At 64.2% G+C, this 20,041-nt stretch carries 14 protein-coding genes; 11 read left to right on the forward strand and 3 right to left on the reverse strand.

The features are described from left to right. The 7 genes from HMPREF3120_RS04660 to HMPREF3120_RS04695 all read left to right on the forward strand — a co-directional run. On the forward strand, window positions 1-937 hold a 937-nt coding region (locus tag HMPREF3120_RS04660; RefSeq protein ID WP_168156404.1), incomplete at its 5' end, for a hypothetical protein. 176 nt (window positions 938-1,113) lie between these two features. Further along, window positions 1,114-1,554, forward strand: a complete 441-nt coding sequence (locus HMPREF3120_RS04665; protein ID WP_070451084.1) for a helix-turn-helix domain-containing protein — start codon at window positions 1,114-1,116, stop codon at window positions 1,552-1,554. 525 nt (window positions 1,555-2,079) lie between these two features. Then, window positions 2,080-3,147: an ATP-grasp domain-containing protein gene (locus HMPREF3120_RS04675; RefSeq protein ID WP_070451086.1), complete on the forward strand. Its 1,068-nt coding sequence runs from the start codon at window positions 2,080-2,082 to the stop codon at window positions 3,145-3,147. 79 nt (window positions 3,148-3,226) lie between these two features. Further along, the gene (gene pta, locus HMPREF3120_RS04680; protein ID WP_070451087.1) at window positions 3,227-4,573 is read left to right on the forward strand and encodes a phosphate acetyltransferase; all 1,347 of its coding nucleotides are present in this window, start codon (window positions 3,227-3,229) and stop codon (window positions 4,571-4,573) included. Further along, window positions 4,574-5,776 (forward strand): acetate kinase, encoded by a 1,203-nt coding sequence (locus HMPREF3120_RS04685; RefSeq protein ID WP_070451088.1) that lies wholly within the window; start codon window positions 4,574-4,576, stop codon window positions 5,774-5,776. It abuts the gene before it with no gap. A 99-nt stretch (window positions 5,777-5,875) separates the two neighbouring features. After that, window positions 5,876-9,133 carry a YPDG domain-containing protein gene (locus HMPREF3120_RS04690; RefSeq protein ID WP_070451089.1) on the forward strand — a complete coding sequence of 1,086 codons (3,258 nt, stop codon included), beginning with the start codon at window positions 5,876-5,878 and terminating at the stop codon, window positions 9,131-9,133. A 6-nt stretch (window positions 9,134-9,139) separates the two neighbouring features. Further along, on the forward strand, window positions 9,140-11,569 hold the full coding sequence (locus HMPREF3120_RS04695) for a hypothetical protein (protein WP_070451090.1): 2,430 nt from the start codon (window positions 9,140-9,142) through the stop codon (window positions 11,567-11,569). A gap of 167 nt (window positions 11,570-11,736) precedes the next feature. Here HMPREF3120_RS04695 and HMPREF3120_RS04700 read toward each other — a convergent pair whose 3' ends face one another. From HMPREF3120_RS04700 to HMPREF3120_RS04710, 3 genes are read right to left on the reverse strand one after another with little or no spacing between them, the layout of a single operon-like run. Continuing rightward, entirely contained in the window at window positions 11,737-14,145 is a 2,409-nt protein-coding gene (locus HMPREF3120_RS04700; RefSeq protein WP_070451091.1) for a serine/threonine protein kinase, read from the reverse strand. Beyond that, on the reverse strand, window positions 14,138-15,199 hold the full coding sequence (locus tag HMPREF3120_RS04705; protein WP_246815415.1) for a glutamate ABC transporter substrate-binding protein: 1,062 nt from the start codon (window positions 15,197-15,199) through the stop codon (window positions 14,138-14,140). Before HMPREF3120_RS04705 ends, HMPREF3120_RS04700 begins: the two co-directional genes overlap by 8 nt. Then, a complete protein-coding gene (locus HMPREF3120_RS04710; RefSeq protein ID WP_083284778.1) occupies window positions 15,196-16,593 on the reverse strand; it encodes a hypothetical protein in 1,398 nt (465 codons plus the stop codon). Before HMPREF3120_RS04710 ends, HMPREF3120_RS04705 begins: the two co-directional genes overlap by 4 nt. A 42-nt stretch (window positions 16,594-16,635) precedes the next feature. On the opposite strand from HMPREF3120_RS04710, the gene HMPREF3120_RS04715 reads away from it, so the two are divergent. From HMPREF3120_RS04715 to HMPREF3120_RS04730, 4 genes are all read left to right on the forward strand, one after another. Beyond that, a complete protein-coding gene (locus HMPREF3120_RS04715; RefSeq protein WP_070422437.1) occupies window positions 16,636-17,115 on the forward strand; it encodes an NUDIX hydrolase in 480 nt (159 codons plus the stop codon). After that, a complete protein-coding gene (locus tag HMPREF3120_RS04720) occupies window positions 17,108-18,031 on the forward strand; it encodes an ABC transporter ATP-binding protein (RefSeq protein ID WP_070451093.1) in 924 nt (307 codons plus the stop codon). Before HMPREF3120_RS04715 ends, HMPREF3120_RS04720 begins: the two co-directional genes overlap by 8 nt. After that, complete coding sequence (locus tag HMPREF3120_RS04725; RefSeq protein ID WP_070451094.1) at window positions 18,024-18,755, forward strand: ABC transporter permease; 732 nt, start codon at window positions 18,024-18,026, stop codon at window positions 18,753-18,755. Before HMPREF3120_RS04720 ends, HMPREF3120_RS04725 begins: the two co-directional genes overlap by 8 nt. A 209-nt stretch (window positions 18,756-18,964) precedes the next feature. Next, window positions 18,965-19,984 carry an endonuclease domain-containing protein gene (locus HMPREF3120_RS04730; protein ID WP_070451095.1) on the forward strand — a complete coding sequence of 340 codons (1,020 nt, stop codon included), beginning with the start codon at window positions 18,965-18,967 and terminating at the stop codon, window positions 19,982-19,984. Window positions 19,985-20,041 lie beyond the last annotated feature (57 nt).

The following is a 20,041-nucleotide window of genomic DNA, read 5'->3' on the forward strand; positions in this document are numbered from 1 at the left end:
CAAGGTCTCCGCTAAGGATGAGGACGGCAAGGATATCCCTGTCGAAATCGATCCGAACACCGGCGAGATCGTTGTCACCCCGGGTAAGGACGTCGATGGCCCGATCACGGTGACCATCGAGGATCCGGACCTGGACGGCGGCAAGACCGAGGTCGAGATCGACGTCAACGGCCACGAGAAGGGTCGCGACGACAACGGTTCCAACGCTTCCGACGACGAGACCACTGTCTCCCCGGGCAAGAGCACGGTTACGCCGAACGGCAAGGGCCAGAACGTTGGCAAGGTTGATCAGGGCAACTCTGACAAGAAGGGTGAACTGACTGGCGAGCTCGTCGATAAGGATGGCAACCGGATCAAGGGCGCCGAGGTGAAGATCGACAAGGATGGCAACATCATTGTCTCCGTCCCGGAGGGCACCCCGGCCGGTGAGGCTTGGGTCGTCGTTAAGGAAGACGGCAAGGAGATCGGCCGCTTCAAGATCCAGATCGGTGAAACCATCGACACCGGCAAGTGTGTCGCAACCTCTGTCGGGTTCGGCCTGCCGCTGATCGCGCTGCTGCCGCTTGGTCTGGCAACCCAGATCGAGATCCCGGGTCTGTCCGATTTCGCCGCACAGGCGAACGCACAGATCCAGAACGCCAACACGCAGCTGCAGCAGCAGCTGGGCATCTTCAACCCGCAGCTCGCTGCACAGGTTGAGGGTCTGAACAAGCAGCTGGGGCAGTACGGCACCGACATTGCGACGGTCGCCGGTGGTCTGGCTCTGATCGCCGCTGGTATCCTCGCCGGCACGATCATCTACGACAACTGCACCCCAGGTGGTGGCTCTTCCGTGAAGGACCTGGAACTGAAGGGTTCTTCCGGCAAGACCTACGCCGGCTCTTCCAAGGAGGAGAAGGCACCTGCTACGACGCAGAAGGCAGAACCGAAGAACTAATTCGGTAGCCACACGCCTTCTTTGAAGGCACCTTCCTCGAAACGCCGTTGCCCCGCTCACCAACCCGGTGGGCGGGGCAACGGCGTTTGTCTCGAGTTTGCCTGGAGCGAACTAGCTGCATTGCACTTATAAGTGAAAGGCGATATTGTGCAGTGCATACTTAAAAGGAGGCTCAAATGGCTATCGCACTTTCGCCGTCGAACTCCATTGTTCTCACTGCCGAGGAGACGGCGTCTTTCGGGGTGCTGCAGATCCCGGATGGGGCAGACATTGCAATCCATGGTCCGGACGGTGACGAGGTTGATCTGCCGAAGGATGTCCAGAAGACCGTGCTTGCCGCGCTGCAATCCATAATTGAAAACGGTGGGGTCGCAATCATGCGAATGCCTGCGGAGCTCACCAGCACGTCAGCAGCGGAAATCCTCGGTGTGTCTCGGCCAACCCTGATGAAGTGGGCGAAGGAGGGCAAGGTCGATAGTTTTAAAGTCGGTACGCATACTCGCTTTAACCGGGATGATGTTCTCGATTTCAAACGAGGTTTGGAGAAGAAACGGAATGACGCATTTGAAGAACTTCGTTCCTTCGAGGTCCGGGAGTTCGGTCCGATTGATGACTGATCTCCAGGCTTGGAATCTAAGGCGATAGCAATACCCTTGTGGTTCAGCGTGTTTTAGTGGATGCGAATGTTGGAGCCAGTCGAATGTTGACGGACTGGCTATTCATTTGCGTGGGTGCAACAGTGGGATGTATCTGCTGTTGTGGGCTCGTTCCAAGCTAGATGATTCTTCACGTCGCATAGTCGCAACGATTAAGAGGCTGTTTCGGCTGGGGTGATTTCATCCGCCTGGACTTCCAAGTCTGCACCTGTGTCCTCGATGAATATACCTTGGATGAGGACTACATCGCCTACGTGGGCATCGGGTTGTTCGGAGAGCTCCCGCGGTTGCGCCTGTATGGCGATTCCCTCGGCTGGACCTTGAGTGTAATGAGGGGGTATGAAAGCCCCGCCGGCCAGCAGCACGACGGGGACCGGGCGCGTCGCTGTCCCCAGATAATCTGGCGAGGGCGCCGCCTCTGTCCCTGAGCATAGCCGAGACTCTTGGCTACCTGCGTGACATATAAGTGTGGGACAATCTGACGCTATGACTGTTCCATCTTCTGCACAGCGTCGCGCGCTGATTCTTGGCACGTCGCCGATGGCCCGCGAGCTTGAGCAGGCTTACCAGCGCCTCGGGTTTGAGACTCAGGTTGGTGCTGTGTCGCTGGCTGATCAGTTCCACCCGGACATTATTGTGACCACGGGGGATTCGCCGGACACGCTCGAAGAGGTTGAGGTGGCGGCGGAGGCTGCCGGGGCGGCGGTGGCGCCGTCGACAAGCGCATGCCGTCGTACTGCGGACCGCATGGCGGTGCGCACCCAGGCCAGTGAGGAACTGGGTTTGCCCACGCTGGATTGTGAGTTTGTGACCACGCCGCAGGAAATGCAGGACGCGGTAGAGCGCCTCGGGTTTCCGTGTGTGGTGAAGTCGCCGAAATCCCGCGACGGGCAGGGATTTTCCACGGTGCACAGCAACGCCGACCTTGCGGAGGCCTGGAGTATCGCCTCGGAAGGGGAGGGTGACGGTGTGGTGGTGGAGCGCTACATCGACTTTGACTTTGAGGCCACGATCCTCGCGGCGCGCTCCATAGACCCGAACACGGGCGAGTTGGCTACGTGGTTCTGCGAGCCGATCGGCACCCGCCACCGCGAGGGCAAACTGGTGGAGGCGTGGCAGCCTGCGCCGATGCCGGAGGCCGCGATGGACAACGCGCGCTCGATTGCCGCGCGCATCATGGGTGGGCTTGCAAGTTGCGGCGTGTACTCCATTGAGCTGTTTGTCTCTGGCGACGATGTCTATTTCTCCCAAGTCACCCCACGCCCGAGCCGTGATGGGTTGGTCACGCTTGCCACGCAACGCGTCAACCAGTTTGATCTGCAGGCGCGTGCGACGCAGGAGTTGCCCATCGATTCGACGCTGGTCAGCCCCGGTGCCGTGCGCTTCCTGCCGGGCGTGACACTCTCGCTGGAGGCTATCGCCGCCGCGATGGAGGTGGAGGAGACCACGGTGCGCATGTTCGGCCCGGATGTGTTGATTCTTTCCACCGCGGATTCGGCCGCGGAGGCGCGTGTGCGTACCGACGACGCGGCGCGCGCCATGAAGAAGATGTAGGTCACACCATATAGTGTCTCGCCGTGTCGGCGGTGCCGGTAAACTATGCACTGTTTGCCCCACAACGAAAGGTGAGACAATGTCCCAGACCCTGCTTGTAACCCTTGCAAACCGCACCTTCGAGGGTGTGGATCTGCAACAGCTCGCCGGCCGTCTCGGCCTGGAGCTGGTGCGCGCCGAAGGCGACAGTGTGGCCGAGATCTTCAACTCCGGCGCACTGTTCGGCGACGCGAAGCTAATCCAGGGCACTGGTGACTACAACTTTGACGCCGAGCTCGCCGCAGCGCTTGGTGTGCCCGTGGTGCTGATTACTGGCGACGACACCACCGCCACCCTGGCCAAGCGCCGCGTGGAGGAGTTCGGGGCGGTTGTGGTGTCGTCGATTAGCGGTGGCGAAGTGGACACCTTCGAGCCCGCCGCTGTCGAGGCCAAGCAGGTCATGAGCCCGATCGTGTTCGAGCATCAGCTGCTGGAGCAGGCCAAGGCCGCAGGCTCCCATGTGGTGCTGCCGGAGGGTGAAGACGACCGCATTCTGCAGGCGGCGGATCAGCTGCTGCGCCAGGAAATTGCGGAGATCACGATTCTTGGCGATGTTGACGATATGAACCGCCGCGCCACCGACCTCGGCCTGGACTTAAGCGGTGCACACCTGGTCAACCACCTCGAATCCGATCTGCTTGAGGAGTTCGCCGCCGACTTTGCGGAGCTGCGCAAGAAGAAGGGCGTGACGCTCGAAGAGGCCCGCGAGACCATGAAGGACGTCTCCTACTTTGGCACCATGATGGTGCACAAGGGCCTGGCAGACGGCATGGTCTCCGGCGCCGCGCACACCACCGCGCACACGATTAAGCCGTCGTTCCAGATCATCAAAACCGCCCCGGGTGCGTCCGTGGTGTCCTCGATCTTCCTCATGGTCATGCAGGACCGCCTCTGGGCGTTCGGCGACTGCGCCGTGAACCCGAACCCGACCGCCGAGCAGATCGGCGAGATCGCCGCCGTGTCCGCCAAGACCGCCGCCCAGTTCGGCATCGACCCGAAGGTGGCCATCCTGTCCTACTCCACCGGCACCTCCGGTGCGGGCCCGGACGTGGAGCGCGCCGTTGAGGCCACCGCGAAAGCGAAGGAACTCGCCCCGGACGTTGCCATCGACGGCCCGCTGCAGTTCGACGCCGCCTGCGACCCGGGCGTGGGCGCGAAGAAGGCCCCCGACTCCCCGGTAGCAGGCCAGGCCAACGTGTTCATCTTCCCCGACCTAGAGGCCGGCAACGCGGGCTACAAGATCGCTCAGCGCACCGCTGGCGCCCTCGCCGTCGGCCCGGTGCTGCAGGGTCTGAATAAACCGGTCAACGATTTGTCCCGCGGCGCCACCGTGCCAGATATCGTGAACACCGTAGCTATTACCGCGATTCAGGCAGGGGCGAAGTAAATGTCTTACGTACTGGTTATCAACTCCGGCTCGTCCTCGATCAAGTTCCAGATCGTCGACCCGACCTCCGACGCATCGGCGGACCCGTTCGTCTCGGGTCTTGTCGAGCAGATCGGTGAGCCCCAGGGCCGCATCACCATCAAGTACGACGGCCAGAAACACGTCGTGCAAAAGGCCGTGCCCTCTCACGCGTCCGGTTTGCAGGAGACGTTCAAACTTCTCGACGCCAAAGGCGTCGGCCCGACCCAACTCGACATCGTCGCCGCAGGCCACCGTGTCGTCCACGGCGGCATGGTGTTCTCCGAGCCGGAGCTGATCCTGGACCCGGTCGTCGACATGATCCGGGACCTCATCCCGCTGGCGCCGCTGCACAACCCGGCCAACATCGACGGCATCGAGGTCGCCCGCGAGTTGCTGCCGGACATCCCGCACGTCGCCGTGTTCGACACCGGCTTCTTCCGCGACCTGCCCCCGGCCGCCGCGCTGTACGCCATCAACGCTGAGGTCTCCGAGCGCAACCTGATCCGCCGCTACGGCTTCCACGGCACCTCACACGAGTTCGTGTCCTCCCAGGTGCCGGAACTCATCGGCCGCGACCCGGCGCACACCCGTCAGATCGTGCTCCACCTGGGCAACGGCGCTTCCGCTTCCGCGGTTGCCAACGGCCACCCGATCGACACCTCCATGGGCATGACGCCGCTGGCCGGCCTGGTCATGGGTACCCGCTCCGGCGATATCGACCCGGGCATCATCTTCCACCTGGTGCGTCAAAGTGGCATGACTATCGACGAGATCGACAACCTCCTCAACCGCCAATCCGGCGTCAAGGGCCTGTCGGGTGTGAACGACTTCCGCGAACTGCGCGCCATGATCGAAAACGAGGACGAAAACGCCTGGTTGGCCTACAACGTGTACCTTAACCAGCTGCGCCGCTTCATCGGTTCCTACATGATCGCGCTTGGCCGCGTGGACGCGATTACGTTCACCGCCGGTGTTGGCGAGAACGATAAGTTTGTTCGCATGGATTCGCTGGACAACCTGAAGCACTACGGCATCGAGATCGATCCGGCGAAGAACGATTTGCCTAACGACGGCCCACGCATCATCTCCACCGACGACTCCACCGTGAAGGTTCTCGTCGTGCCTACCAACGAGGAGTTGGCCATCGCGCAGAAGGCCGCCGCCGTCGCCGCACGGGTATAAAAGCAAAATGTTGTAACAACTTACCCTAAGCCGATATATTGACGTGTAGTAACAACGCCCGCATTGCGGGCTGAACATACCGTCAAAGGGGATGGGCAGATGGCCGAGCAGCACCGCAACGTTTCCAGTGTGCGCCGACGTGGAACCTCAATCGCAGCATGTGCCATCGGCCTGTCGCTCATCGCAGGCGCGGTGCAGCCGGTGCAGGCGGCCGAAACTACGGAACCCACGGAAGCCACGGAACCCGCACCGGAGCCGGTTGCAGACCCGGTGGATCCCCCCGAGGTCGACGAGGGCTGGTCCGGCGTCTCCTACCCAGCGGCTAAGGTGCGCCTTGGCCAAACCACCTCCACGGAGGTGGTGCTCGGTTTCCTCGAGTCATACATCAACAAGCCGGTGCACTACCGCTTTGAACATCCCGATGCCGTCAACCCGGCCTGGGGTGCTGAGATCGACGGCGATTCGGGCACCGTGACCATCACCCCGGATCCGTCCAAGGCTGAAGAGCTGCCGGATGAAGAGACCATCAACATCATGGCGGTGTACAAGGACGGCGACCACAAGATCGTGCCGTTCGACATCGTGCTTTCTGCGGACCCGTACTTCATGCGGGTCGAGGACCGCACCTTCTGGGCGCACAAGCGCATCAAGCCGGTCCCCGTTCGCGCGCTGCGGGTTCCCGATGGCGCCACATTGACTATCGACGACTCCACCCTCCCCGAAGGCATCACCGCCGACACCTCCCGCGCCAAGGGCCGTTTCCAGAACGTGTACCTCAAGGGCGCCCCGACCACCCCGGGCACCTACAACGTCACTGCGCGCGTGCTGGGCGAGGACGGCAGTCCGCTCGTTGATACCGCAGGCAACGTCGTCACCTCCATGTTCACTATCACCGTCAAGGACACCTCGGAGCTTCCTGAGCCTGTCCGGGAGAAGCTGACCACCCCGCCGGACGGCACCGTCCGGCCCGGTGAGAAGTTGGAGATCCCCGTCGACACCGAAAACGCCTCCTCCGTGGACGTCCAGGGCCTGCCGGACGGTGTGATTTACGACGAGGAAAACAGCGTCATCACCGGTACCCCCAAGGAGCCGGGCGACTACGACGTGGTCGTGGAGGTCATCACCGAAGACGACAGGTTGTTGGAGGAGCACCTTGAGATCTCGGTGTCCGTGGCCGACGGCTTCGCGTGGCATCCAATCACGGTGCGCGCTGGTGAGGATGTAGAGGCGGCGCCGTCGAGGGTGCCGTCGACAAGCATGGGCATCCGCGCCGCCGAGGATGCGCCCGAGTGGGTTACCGTTGGCGTCGACGGCGTGATCAAGGCGGTCCCGCCGCGCGACCTGGCGCCGGGGGAGTACAAGTTTGGCGTGATTACCGACGACGGCACGCGCAGCACCGTCACCATCGACGTCCAACCCCCGAACACCGACGCCTCCCGCTACTGGCCCGAGTACCGCCCGGGCTACCTGCGCTACGGCGAGACCGGCAACAACAGCGCACCGACCGCGACGCTGAACGAGGGCGGCCGCAGCTACCGCAACCAGCCGCTGCCTGCCGGCACGAAGTTCGAGATTCTGGGTGATTCCACGGGCCTTGAAATGGACAAGGCCACCGGCGTGATCACGGTGACAAAGCCACGCACCGAAAACTTCGACGTCCGCGTGCGGATCACATTCCCGGATGACACCATCGCGGAGCGTTATGCGAAGTTCATCGTGGACCCCGCCCCGCACAACGTCACCTACCAACCCGCCTACGAGCAGAACAAGGGCGCGCAGCCGGGCAAGACGGTGTTGATCCGCCAGATTGGCAAGATGCCTGAGGATGCGGAGTACGTGCTGGCCACCCCGCACACCGAACTCAACGGTTGGGATGTTGCCGTCGACCTGGATTCCGGCCTGATTCGCGCGACCGCGCCGAAGGACAACGCCAAGCCGATCGAGGTGCAGGTCCGCGCGCTGTACTCGGACGGCACCATCGACGACGTGCCGCCGAGCGAAGACGAGCCCAGCGCCAACCGCGAAGGCGGCGAGGCTGCCACCGTGCGTATCGACGCCCTCACCGGCTCCACCCTCGCCGACGGCGTCCGCAGCCTGGAGTACAAGCCGGTATTCGACGCCGAAGGCAACATCAGGATCACCCCCACCGGCTCGGTGCCGGAAGGCACGAAGTTCGAGGCAGACGGCCTGACCACGCTGCCGGTAGAGCTTGACGAGAACACCGGTGAGATCACGATCAAGGTGCCAACCGACGCACCGGCCGACGCACCCTTCGACGTACCGATCAAACTGACACTGCCGGACGGCTCCACCCAGGAAGTCGTCGTACCGGTGACCACCCGCTCCGAAGCCAAAGGCAAGGCCGTGTCGTGGGCGCCGCTGAAACTCACCGAGGGCGGCGATCCGACCACCAAACTGCCCACCGCTGCACCGGAGGGGGCGCGGTACGGGCTGGCGGCGTCGTTTAGCGAGCCCGGCTGGCGCGTCCATGTCGACGAAACCACCGGCGCCATCACCGCCGCCATCGACGGCGGCATGGCGGCGAGGAGCAACGCGCTGGCCACCCTGATCCCGATCGTGGTCACGTTCACGGACGGCTCCCAACGCATCGTCGAGGTCCCGGCCACCGCCGTGCGTGGCGAGGCCGCCCTCACCGGCATCGAATACCTCGGCGGCAACGTCCGCGCAGGCGCGGAACGTGTACTGACCCCCACCAAGCACAAGGGATCCTTCTCCCTGGTCACCCCGGTGGAGGGGCTGCACACCGCCATCGACCCGGAAAACGGCGTGCTCACCGTCAAGGCCACCCCAGATACCCTGCCCGGCATCCGCGAGGTGCCCGTGCGTATTAGCTTCAGCGACGGCTCGGAACTGTTCACCTCCGCACCCGTCCAGGTGCTCACCGCCAACGGTGCAACCACCCTGGCCAAAGACGCGAAGCTGGAGAACATGCTGGTCAAAGGCACCGCTGGCGAGACCTCCCGCTTCGCCCTGACGCGCCCGGAGACCGCCATCGACCACCCGTTCTCGCTCGGCCAAACCGAATCCGACGGCTGGACCTTCGGCATCGACCACGCCACCGGCGAACTCACCGCCAGTATCCCCGCAGGCGCGGAGGGCCATGCGAAGGCCGTGCCGGTGTTCGTCGAATACCTCGACGGGTCCCGTGGCAAGTTCACGGTGACGGTGGAGGCGACACGAGCGGTGGAGTCGTCGACAAGCAGTAGCTCCGTAGACACCCACGCGATAGGCTGGATCGCCGGGCTGCTTGCCATCCTCGGCCTCATCGGGGCAGCCAACTACGCCCTGTACGAAAACCGAGAGTTTTACCAACAATTCCTAGTCTGGTGGAAGTAGGAGAACATGCGAGTACACAAGAAAGTCGCCGCCGCCGCGGTTGCCGCGAGCCTCGGTGCAGGGCTCGTAGTGCCAATACAGGCAGACGCCGTCATTGAACAGACGCGTCCCTTCTCCGTCGACGCGAAAACCGGTGCGTTCGAAGGCTTCCAAACCGTCGAAGCCAACAAGGGCCGCGTCAGCTGGCTGACCTACAACAACCCCACCTACGGCAGCCTGCCCACCGCCCTCTACATCGACGCGTTTAACGACGGCACCCGCGTCCAATACGTCGGCAACGACACCGACGTCAAAACCTCCAGCAAAAACGGCGTAGACACCATCACGCTCACGCACACCAAAAACGGCGTCGAGCTCACCCGCACCTTCACCGTCACCGCCAAAGAAGTCACCGTCAACGTCGTCGCACGCAACGTCACCGACGCACCGAGCCCCCTGGCCATCGACCTCACCGCAGGCATGATGTCCTACGACTACGAACTCACCGCCACCCCCAAAAACAACGGGTACGAGGTCTCCGTCGGCGGACGCTACAACGTGCACACGCTTTTCGACGACCCCACCACCACCGCAACCGGCGACACCCTCAACAACGCGCTCGCCGGCGCCAACAACGCCAGCCGCTTCCAAACCGGCAAATGGGAAAACACCGTCGCACCAGGCGAAACCCTCGAAGCCACCGTCACCTTCCAAGGCACCGCCAGCGAAGCGCTAAAAGACACCGACGGCGACGGCTTCCCCGACGAATGGGAACGCAACGGCTTCACCTCCGCCGACGGCAAAGAATTCCCGCTCCACCGCTGGGGCGCCGACCCCACGCGCCCGGACCTGTTCCTCCAGCTCAACTGGATGAAATCCGAATGGGAATCCCTGGGCTGCTCCGACAAACGCAAGTACGCGCCCACCGAAGAAGACTTTGACAAGTTCCAGGAATGCGCCAATGCGAACACCAACGTGTACCGCCCCTCGCGCCAAACGCTGAACGACCTCGTCGACCTCTTCGACAAAGAGGGCTACAACCTGCACATCGACGCCGGCGTCTACTACAACAACATCCCCGGCCTCGAACCCCACGGCGGGCCAACCGAGGACTACGCGGAGTACTACTTCGCCGGCGAAAACCCGGCAGTCAGGATGATCAAAGACCGCGACCGCCTGCTCGGCGACCGCAAAAACATCTTCCGCGTCGGTGTCATCGGCGACAGCCAAGCCGCAGACAACCCGTCCTCCGGCAACGCCCTACTTGCCGACGGCGCCTTCTACATCGCCAAAAACGAACGCATGACCTCGCAGGAACAACTCCGCAACACCATCCTGCACGAGTTCGGCCACAACCTCGGCCTGACCCACTCGGGCTCGTCGAAAGTAAAACGCCCCGATAGTGAGTACGTCCCGCACTACGAATCGGTCATGAACTACCTCTACCAGTTCAGCGTGTTCAACTACTCCAAAGAAACCGCCACGCCCGACAGCACAAAGCCGCTGCCGGCCAAGTGCACCGACGGCTCCGTCGAATGCTTCAAGGGCAACTACAGCATCGCCCCCGACTGGGACAACCTCGACCTGGTCAACGGCGAAATCCGCAAGGCCACCGGCACCTCCGGCGTCGCCGACGAGGACCCCGACGAATCCGGCCACACCCACCCCTCCGTGAGCCAACTCGTCGCCCTGTCCGCCGAACGCAACAACGGCAAGGCGGGCCTGCGCATGCTCAGCCTGAAGGACAACCCGTCCTACATCGTGGCTAATCGTTACGACTCCCGCGTCAACGTCGAACTCTCCAACCTCGGCATCGACCTGCACAAATTCACCCTCCAGGTGAACTACCCCGGCGGCGACTTCCGCAGGGAATACCCGGTCGAAGGCGCCCTGACCGAAAACGCAGCCCTGCCCATCGAAGTACCGATCACCAACACCATCGGCTACGACGAAGCCGAAATGCCGATCCAGTTCCGCGTCTTCAACGAGGAAGGCCTGCTTGTCGAGGACCAAACCGTCAACTTCTCCGTCCTCAACTACTCCGCCAAGGACATGCAAGACCTCATCGCCGACCTGGAGAAAACCAACCCAGAGAAGGCCGACCAGGTCCGCGACATCCTGGCCAAGCCCGACCCGTCCAAGCCGACCCTGACCCAGGCCCCGCCGATCCCAACTGCCACCAACCTGCCGGTCCTGCCCGGCCAGCGCGACCCGGCGATCACCTCCCTGGGCCCGAAGCCGACCACGCCGCGGCCAACCAAGCCTTCCAAGACGGTCTACACCACCCCGACCGGGACCAAACCGACCTCCACCGTCGAGCCGCAGGCCTCCGGCAGCTCTGGCAGCTCCGGCAGTGCCGATGGCTCGTCCACGCCGGGTGCGATCGTCGGCATCATCATCGCGATCCTGGCGGTGCTGGGCCTCGGCGGTGCCGCGGCCGCGTACATGAACCGCTAGCCACGCGCCGGGGCGCCCGGCCCCCGGCCTCGCGCCCCGGCCCCCGGCCCGTGGACCCAAACGGCGCATCCTACACGGTGCATTTCGTCGAAAATCAGCGAAATATGCCGTGTAGGATGCGCCGTTTAGCTTTTGACCGGCCCCACCGGCCCCACCAGCCACCACCCTCAGAACCAGGTGGCGGGGCGGACCTTGTTCGCCATGTCCACAAGCGCGTAGCGGTGCTGGGCGTAGGGGGCGACGCGGGCCTGGGCGCGCAGGGTTTGGGCGAGGCCGTGGCGGATTTCGCGTTCGGTGAAGGAGTATTCGAAAAGGGTGGGGGTGTTGGCGGAGCCTTCGGTGACCAGGTAGTGCAGGGCGGCGTCGAGGACGGCGGTCTTGATCTGCAGGAAGCGCGGCTCGGTGGTGGGGATCTGGTCGAGGCGGGCGGCGGCCTCCCGGATTTGCGCTTCGGTGGGGTCGGCGCCGGTGCCTGCGACGGGTAGGACCAGGTAGAGGATGGCGGTGAGTTGGGCCATGCGGGAGTGGCGCGAGGCGTTGGGCACCTTGTCCAGGGCCCGCAACGCCAAATCGGTTTCCCCTTCCCGCATGAGCATGCGGGCGAGGCCGAAGGCGGAGGAGACGGTGGTGGGGTTAGTGAGCCACACCAGGGAGTACAGCCGGATCGCGTGGAAGCGTAGCGCGCCGGGTTCGAGGGCGGTGACGGTCCAGGTGGGGTCCATTTGGCCGTTTTCCACCATGGCGCGAAGCACGGTGGTGGGGACGTTCGAGAGGGGGTGTTCGAGGTTGGTGGCGGTGCGGGCGAGGGAGTCGTCGATAAGCGATTGCTCTTGGAGGCCTCGCTCTTGCAGCAACAACTCGGAGACGGCGGCGAGTGCGAGTTTGGGGGCGGCCTCGCCGGGGAGTTGGTTGAGCACTTCGGAGAAGGAGCGGGTGGCGGTGGGGAAGTCGCCGAGCAGCATTTCTACGACGCCGGAGTACCACGAGAAACGCCAGGTGTCGCCGAAGCGGTCCTGGAGGGTGAGCAGCCAGGAGCGGGCTTGGGAGGTGAGGCCGAGGTCGATCATGGTGCGCACCACGCCGAACGGGATTTCCACGGAGTGTTCGTATTGCGGGGTGGTCATGGCTTGGCGCAGGGTTTCCAGGGTTTCGCGCGGTTCGGCGTAGGAGGAGCCTTGGAGCATGGCGGCGCCGACGTCGTCACGGTTGATCAGCGGGGAGGGGAGTGCGGCGACGACTTCTTGCGGGGTGATGTCGACGGTGCGGGAGATGCCGTCGATGAGTTGGTCGGTGCGAAACACCAGGTGTTTGGTGCCAAAGGTGCGGCGCTGCGGGGAGAAGAGGGAGTGTTGGGCGGGGAAGGTGCGGCCGTCGTGAACCGCCACGACCTCGCGTAGTACGCCGAGGAGCTGGCTTTCCAGTTCGGAGACGCTATCGAACCGCCGGGCGGGGTCTTCGTTGCAGCAGCGCGCGAGCAGCCGGTACAGGGAGGTGTACTGGCGGAAGAGTGGCTCGTCGGTGGGCGTGGGCAGGCCGGGGTCGTAGATGCCGTCGGTTTGCGGCAGGTCCACCACGAGCGAGGCGAGTGTGCGCCCGACCGTGTAAATATCGGACGCGATCGACGGGCCCTCCGTGGCCACCTCGGGCGCCTGGAACCCCTTCGTGCCGTAAATAAACCCGTACGCGCCGATGCCGGACACCGCGCCCATGTCGATGAGTTTGACCTGGTCTTCGGTGACAATGATGTTGTCGGGCTTCAGGTCGTTGTACACCATCCCGCGCGAGTGCAGATAATCCAGCGCGGGCAGTACTTCCAGGATGTATGCGATGGCGATGTCGGGTTCGAGCACTCCGCTTGGCGACGAATTCCTTCTCGCCCGGAGCGACGGCCCACCCACGTACTCCATGACGGTGAAGCCGCCGGGGACGCGGGGGTCGTCGATAAAGTTGAAGATTTTCACAATCCCGGGGTGGGTGATGTCCGCCAGGAACTCGCGCTCCGCCTCGGCGGCCGCGGCCTCGTCGGGGTTGTCGGTGGAGTGCAGGCCCTTGAGCACCACCACGCGCCCGGCCACGTAGTGGTCCTGAGCAAGGTAGATCCAGCCCATGCCGCCGTGCGCGATCACGCCGGTGATCTCGTACTGGCCAGCCACGATGTCGCCGGGGTGCAGCACCGGCGGCGCAATGCCCTTCTTCACCACGGCTGGCTCCGGGTCGATCAGCGCCTCGCGTGGTTCGGTTGGCTCCACCCACGGCAGCTCCACCATGCCGTCGGCGATGATGCGGCTGGCGCGCCGGGTGCCGCGGCGCTCGCGGAAGGTGTCCAGCGCAGCTTGGCGCGAGCGTTGCGACGTATCCTCGCGCCCCGACCCCTTACGCAACTTATCCAGGTCTTTGAGCAGCCCGGCCATTTCGCCGAGGCCGGCGTATGCGGCGTCGGAGTCGTCGTCAAGATCATCATCGTCCGCGAACGGGTCGAAGGCGACGGCTTCGGTGCCTGGTTCATCATCTGCGAAGGGGTCGAAGGCGACCGCCTCGGTGGGCTGGACGTCGTCGTGGTCGTGTGGCTTAGCCATCGTTGTCCTCCTTCCGGTACCGCAGCGGCGGCGGTGAGGATTCAGCTATAGACCCGCCGAGCCAGGTGTTGTAGAGGGTGTACCAGGAGCCGTCGTTACGCATCCGCTCCAGGGTGGCGTTGACCTGCCGCACCAGATCGTCCTGCCCCTTGGCCACGCCGACGCCGTAGTACTGGGTGGCAAACGCGCCGTCCAGAATGGTCGTGTGGGGGTCCTGCGCGGCCAGGCCGGCGAGGATCGCATCATCCGCCACGATCGCCTCCGCCCTAAACTGCTGCACCGCCATCAGGCAATCCGACCAGGAGCGGGTGCGCAAAATGTTCGAGTCCGGCACGTAGGTTTTCGCGATACGCAGCAGGTTCGTGCCGTCGACGATGCAGGCGGTGCGCCCCGCGAGGTCCTCCAAGCTATTCACGTCGCGGTCCTTGGGCACGAGCACTCTTACCGACGACGTCAGGTACGGCGTAGAAAACTCAATCACCTCAGCCCGCTCGGGCGTAATCGACATCGTCCGGATAATGATGTCCACCTCACCCGAGTTGAGCGCCTCCGTGCGGGCCGCCGAATCGACGAAGCGGAAATCGACGCGCAGGTCCTGGTCATCCTCGAAGATGTCGTGGGCGATCGCCCGGGCCAGGTCCACCTCGAGCCCGCGCAACTTGCCGGAGTCCGTGTCGCGGTAGGACAGCAGGTACAAAGACTGGTCGATGCCGACGATGATGCGGCCGCGCTGGCGGATGCGCTCCACGTTCGGCTTCGGGGCCTCCTCCTCAGCACCGTCCGCTTCACTTCCAGCGCCCCCGCGCGGGTCCAACGACCCCTCCCACTCGAACTCGTCCGGCGTGAACGGGTCCGCCGGGGGACCGGCCGCCGGATCCAACTGGGCGCCCGGCGGCAGCGGCACCATCTCGCGGGGCGGCGACGGCGTTTCGATCGTCGCCGATACCTTCCCCTCATGCCCCTCACCGCCGGCGCACGCCACCAACGACGGCACCGCAAGCGCCGCCACCGCACACGCCGCAACCACACGCGAGCCGAACCGAGCGCGCATCATAGGTACTCACCCAACCTGCGGCGGATGCCCCACCAGATACACACCACTGCCAGCACGGACAGTAGCGCCACGGCGGCGGAGACTCGCCGGGTCGCGTCCAACGACTCCGCAATGTAGAGCCGCGTGTTCTCCCTCGAGGACGCAATCAGTTCCGCCAGGGACCCGTCGAGGCCACGGAAGGAGGCCTCCCCGTCGGCGTCGCTACGCGTGCTCAGCAGTGCCGCGGCCTGGTCGTAACTGCCGGAGTTCAGCGCCCCGACCAGTTCGGCGTGTTCGTTGGACCATGCGTTGAGGTGGGAGCGGGAGTCGTCGATAAGCTGCTCGCTCATGCCGTAATCCTCCGCCGTATGCACCGCGCCGGCGACCGACGAGTAGGTCTCGGTGAAGTCGCGGGCGGACTGGGCGGCGGTTTCGCGGCGCAGCAGCGCGAAGGTTTCGTCGGTGCGGGTCTCCAGGGCGTCGATGCGCGCCGCCGTGAGTTCCTCCCAGGGCTGCGCCGCCCGCGCGTACGCCACGGAACCGGAACGCCAGGACTGGAAGTTAGACACCCCGGCCCAACTGATCGCGATGAGCAGCGCCAGCGTGGCGGCGAGGAAGCCACGGTTGAAACGGCGGCGGAACGTCAGCCACAGCCACCACTGCGCCAGCAACAGGAACCCCAGCGCCGCCAGGAAGCCGGACAGGGTCACCCACTGCGGTTGGGATAGCCGGCGCATCTCGTCGGCAACGTCCTGGCGGGTGAGCGTATTGATCTCCTGCGCCGCCGACAGCATCCGCGTACGCATAATCGCGCTGGCCTGCGACATGTACGCCACGCCCACCGGGTTGCCCATGCGCTGGTTCACCTGCGCCCGCGCGTTCAGTCCGCTGTAGACGGGCAGGTCGCGCTGGATGTTAATCACCAGGTCCTCGATCTCCCGGCTCGAGGCAGAATCGGCCTCCACCGCGCCCTTGTAAATCTCGGAGGCGGAACTGACCGCCTGGTCCAGCGCCGCCGTATACGTGCGCATGTCGTCCTCCGACATAGGCCCCGCCTGCACGTAGGACCCCGCGGCGATCGTATCCGCCCGCAGCAGCGACGTGGACAGCACGTGCGCCGCCGCACTCATCGGCTCCGTGGCATTCAGCACCGTGTCCAGCGACTGGTTGCGCAGCGACATGGACTGGCTCATGGACAGCCCGGCCGCCAGCATCGAGGTGGTCAGCACCACCATCACCACGATCAACTTGCCGGGCGTGGTCTGTAGAAACGCCTTGCCCCGGCGCCCCATCGCCATCGGCCGCACAAGCCGCCCCTGCAAGAAGCGGGCACGTTCGCGGCGCGGCTCCAGCTCATCGAGCCATGCGTCCGCGCTCGTCTCCTCCAGCCCCGCAGCCGAGGCCGTCGCCCGCATTACCATTCCGCAATAATAACCGCTTCCACCTACAGTGGGGGCATGCTTGGCGACGGAAACGGCTGGGTCACCGCACCCAACGGCACAAAATTCTGGGGTCTTCACGGGGCCGCTGGCCTCTTCCTTATCGCGGGGACCGGCGAAAACGCGCGTGTGCTGCTGCAACACCGCGCCGCCTGGACCGCCCAGGGCGACACGTGGGGTATCCCCGGCGGCGCGATCGATTCGCACGAAACCCCCGCCGAGGCCGCCATCCGCGAGTCAGTGGAGGAGTGTGCGATTGACCCCGGGGAGGTGGCGGTCGTCGATACGCTGCGCACTGCGGAGTTCCCCAACTGGTCCTACACAACAGTGCTCGCGCTTTGCGACGAGCCCCTGCCCACCACCCCCAACGAAGAATCCGAGGAACTGCGCTGGGTTCCCCTGGACACGTTGCGCGACTTCCCGCTGCACCCCGCCTTCGCCGCCTCCCTAGACACAGTGCTTGCGCGCGCGATGGTGCATACTAAACCGCATGATTGAAGTCCAAGGACTGACAAAGCGCTACGGCTCCGTCCAAGCCGTCGATGACCTCACCTTCACGGTCAAACCCGGTGTGGTCACCGGCTTCCTCGGCCCCAACGGCGCCGGCAAATCCACCACCATGCGCATGATCCTGGGGCTGGATAAACCCACCTCAGGCCATTCGCTTATCGACGGCACCCCCTACCGCAACATCCCCAACCCCACCCGCAAAGTCGGCGCCCTCCTCGACGCCAAAGGGGTCCACCCCAACCGGTCCGCACGCGCCACCCTGCTCTGGCAAGCCCAGGCAGCCGGCATTGCGCGCAAGCGTGTCGACGAAGTCCTCGACCTCGTCGGCCTCACCGACGCCGCCGGCAAGCGCGTCGGCGGATTCTCCCTCGGCATGGGCCAGCGTCTCGGCATCGCCGCCGCACTGCTCGGCGACCCCGAATACCTCATCCTCGACGAACCCGTCAACGGCCTCGACCCCGCCGGCATCCGCTGGGTCCGCGGCCTACTGAAGTCCCTGGCAGCGGAGGGCCGCACCGTGCTCGTGTCCTCCCACCTCCTCGCCGAGATGGCCCAAACCGCCGACAACCTCATCATCATCGGCCGCGGCCGCCTCGTCGCCGACACCTCCGTCGCCGAATTCATCCGTAACAACTCCGGCGTGACCACCGTGGTGCGCGCCGCAGACACGCAAGCGCTCGAAGCGGCGTTGGGTGGGGTGCCGTTTAGGCGCGTCGTCGATAGTGAAGGGCGCGAAACGCTCGAAATCGCCGACCGCACCTCCGACGACATCGGCGCCCTCGCCTTCGCAGCCGGCATCCAACTCGCCGAACTCACCGAACGCCGCGCCTCCCTCGAAGAGGCCTACATGCACAGCACCCAAGATCAAGCCCAGTACGTATCCGCGGAGGCCCCCAATGCATAACCTCATCCAAGCCGAGTGGACCAAACTGCGCACCACCGCATCCTTCTTCTGGACCACCGGCATCACCCTGGTCATCTCCGCCCTCTACGGCCTCCTATTCGGCTACGCCTCCCGCACCAGCGGCATGCCCTACGCGCCCCTGACCGTCATCGCATCCGTGGCAACCACCATCGCCATCATCGTGATCGTGCAGGCCGCCATGACCGTCACCACCGAATACCGCTACGGCATCCCCGCCACCAACTTCCGCGTCGTCGCCCAACGCTGGCAACTCGCCGTAGCGAAGGTGCTGCTCGGGGCCGTATTGGCCGCTATCGTGGCGCTGGTCGCGCTGGTGCTCGCCTTCATTCTTGGCGACCTCACCGCCTCCGTCCCCGCCAACTGGACCACCAACCCCGCCACCCAACGCGCCCTCTGGGCCGTCCCCCTCGGCATGGCGCTGATCACCATGTTCACCCAGGGCGTCGGCTGGCTGGTGCGCAACACCTCCGGCACCATCGTGGCCTGCATCAGCATGATGCTGCTGGTAGAAACCATCGTCGGCTTCATCCCGCGCTTCGGTGCCGACGTGGCCAAGTTCCTGCCCTTCGGCAACCTCACCTCCTTCATGGTCAACCAGCCCAACGGCCACTGGGGCCTCGGCGTATCGCTGCTGGTCTTCGCCGTGTGGGCGGTGGGGCTCTGGATCGCGGGCCTGGTGGCGCTCGAGTCCCGCGACGCGTAGGGGCTTGCGGGGCGGGTGCCGCCGGTGCCGCCCGCCCCCTCCCAAATGGTGAGAATGCAACGGTGAAGATGGCCAAAAATCGGCATCTTCACCGTTGTATTCTCACCATCTTTGCGTCTGGGAGCTGTCCGGAGCGCATTCGGCCCACCGAACTCCGGCATGTCGGGTAAGGTTCCCGGCGGGGGCTAGTTCAGACATAAGGGGGGATTATGGACAGCGACCGCAAAAACGAGCTGGTGGAACTGCTCGTCGATATTCGTCGGGTGGCGAGTAGCGACGACACAACGTTCACCCAAATCAACAACCGCGAACTCGAGCAGCTCACCAAGTCCATCTACATACAGAAGAGCACTTGGCTCACACTTAGGCGTTACGAACAGGAGTTTCTCCGCTGCTGCGCCGCTTCGACGCAAGCGAAGAAGGCCGTTCTAGTCAGTCGCTCTGCCGCGCGGGTTTGCGACGTGTGGCTCGTCAGCAAATACAAAGAGGTCGTGGGGGTTGCGCTGAAGCACGGCAAGCCACCGGGCCTAGGCGAACAGGACATCGGTTACCAGTACAAACGTACTGTCCTCGCAGACAGTGACATTATGGTTCGCGGCAACCTTCGCTTCACCAACCCTATCCGTACCGCCATCGATGTTGCCCGCGATGGAGATTTGCTTGACGGCATTGTTGCGTTTGAGAGTCTGCTTTCCAGACATAACTCGTTTAACACTGAGATCATCAAGGGGGAGTGCCGTGCGGTAATGCGGCGCATGCAGCGCACTCGCGGTATTGGTCGGGCTCGCGAGGCGTTGGAGAAGGCCACGAACCTTTCGGAGTCTCCGTACGAAACTCGCACGCGCATCCTCATCGAAACGGCGGGGTTCCGGTGTCGTGCGCAGGTGTTGATCGGCAAGTATCGCGTCGACCTGCTCGTCGAGGAGAATCTGATCGTCGAAATCGACGGCCGTATCAAACTCAATACCAACCCCGACCAGGTCTATAAGGATCAGGTTGTTCGCGAGGATTGGCTCCGCGAACAGGGGTATTCCGTGCTGCGTGTCCATACCCGGGATCTCGACCTGAGCGAGGCCGACGTTTTGCGCCGAATCCGCGAGAAACTCAAAACCGCCAAGAACCTGTTGCCGGTTCTTGAGCCACCTAGGGTGGCTGAGTCGAACTTCCGTGGCCGGACCTCCTTCTTTCCGCAACGGCTTATCGACGACCTCTACCTCCCCGGCCCCTAAACCCACCCGCCCGCCACTACCGCCAGCCCACTCCCACCCGCCCCCTCCCACCCCCCC

It is taken from the genome of Corynebacterium sp. HMSC11D10, from assembly GCF_001806995.1.
GTDB lineage: Bacteria > Actinomycetota > Actinomycetes > Mycobacteriales > Mycobacteriaceae > Corynebacterium > Corynebacterium coyleae.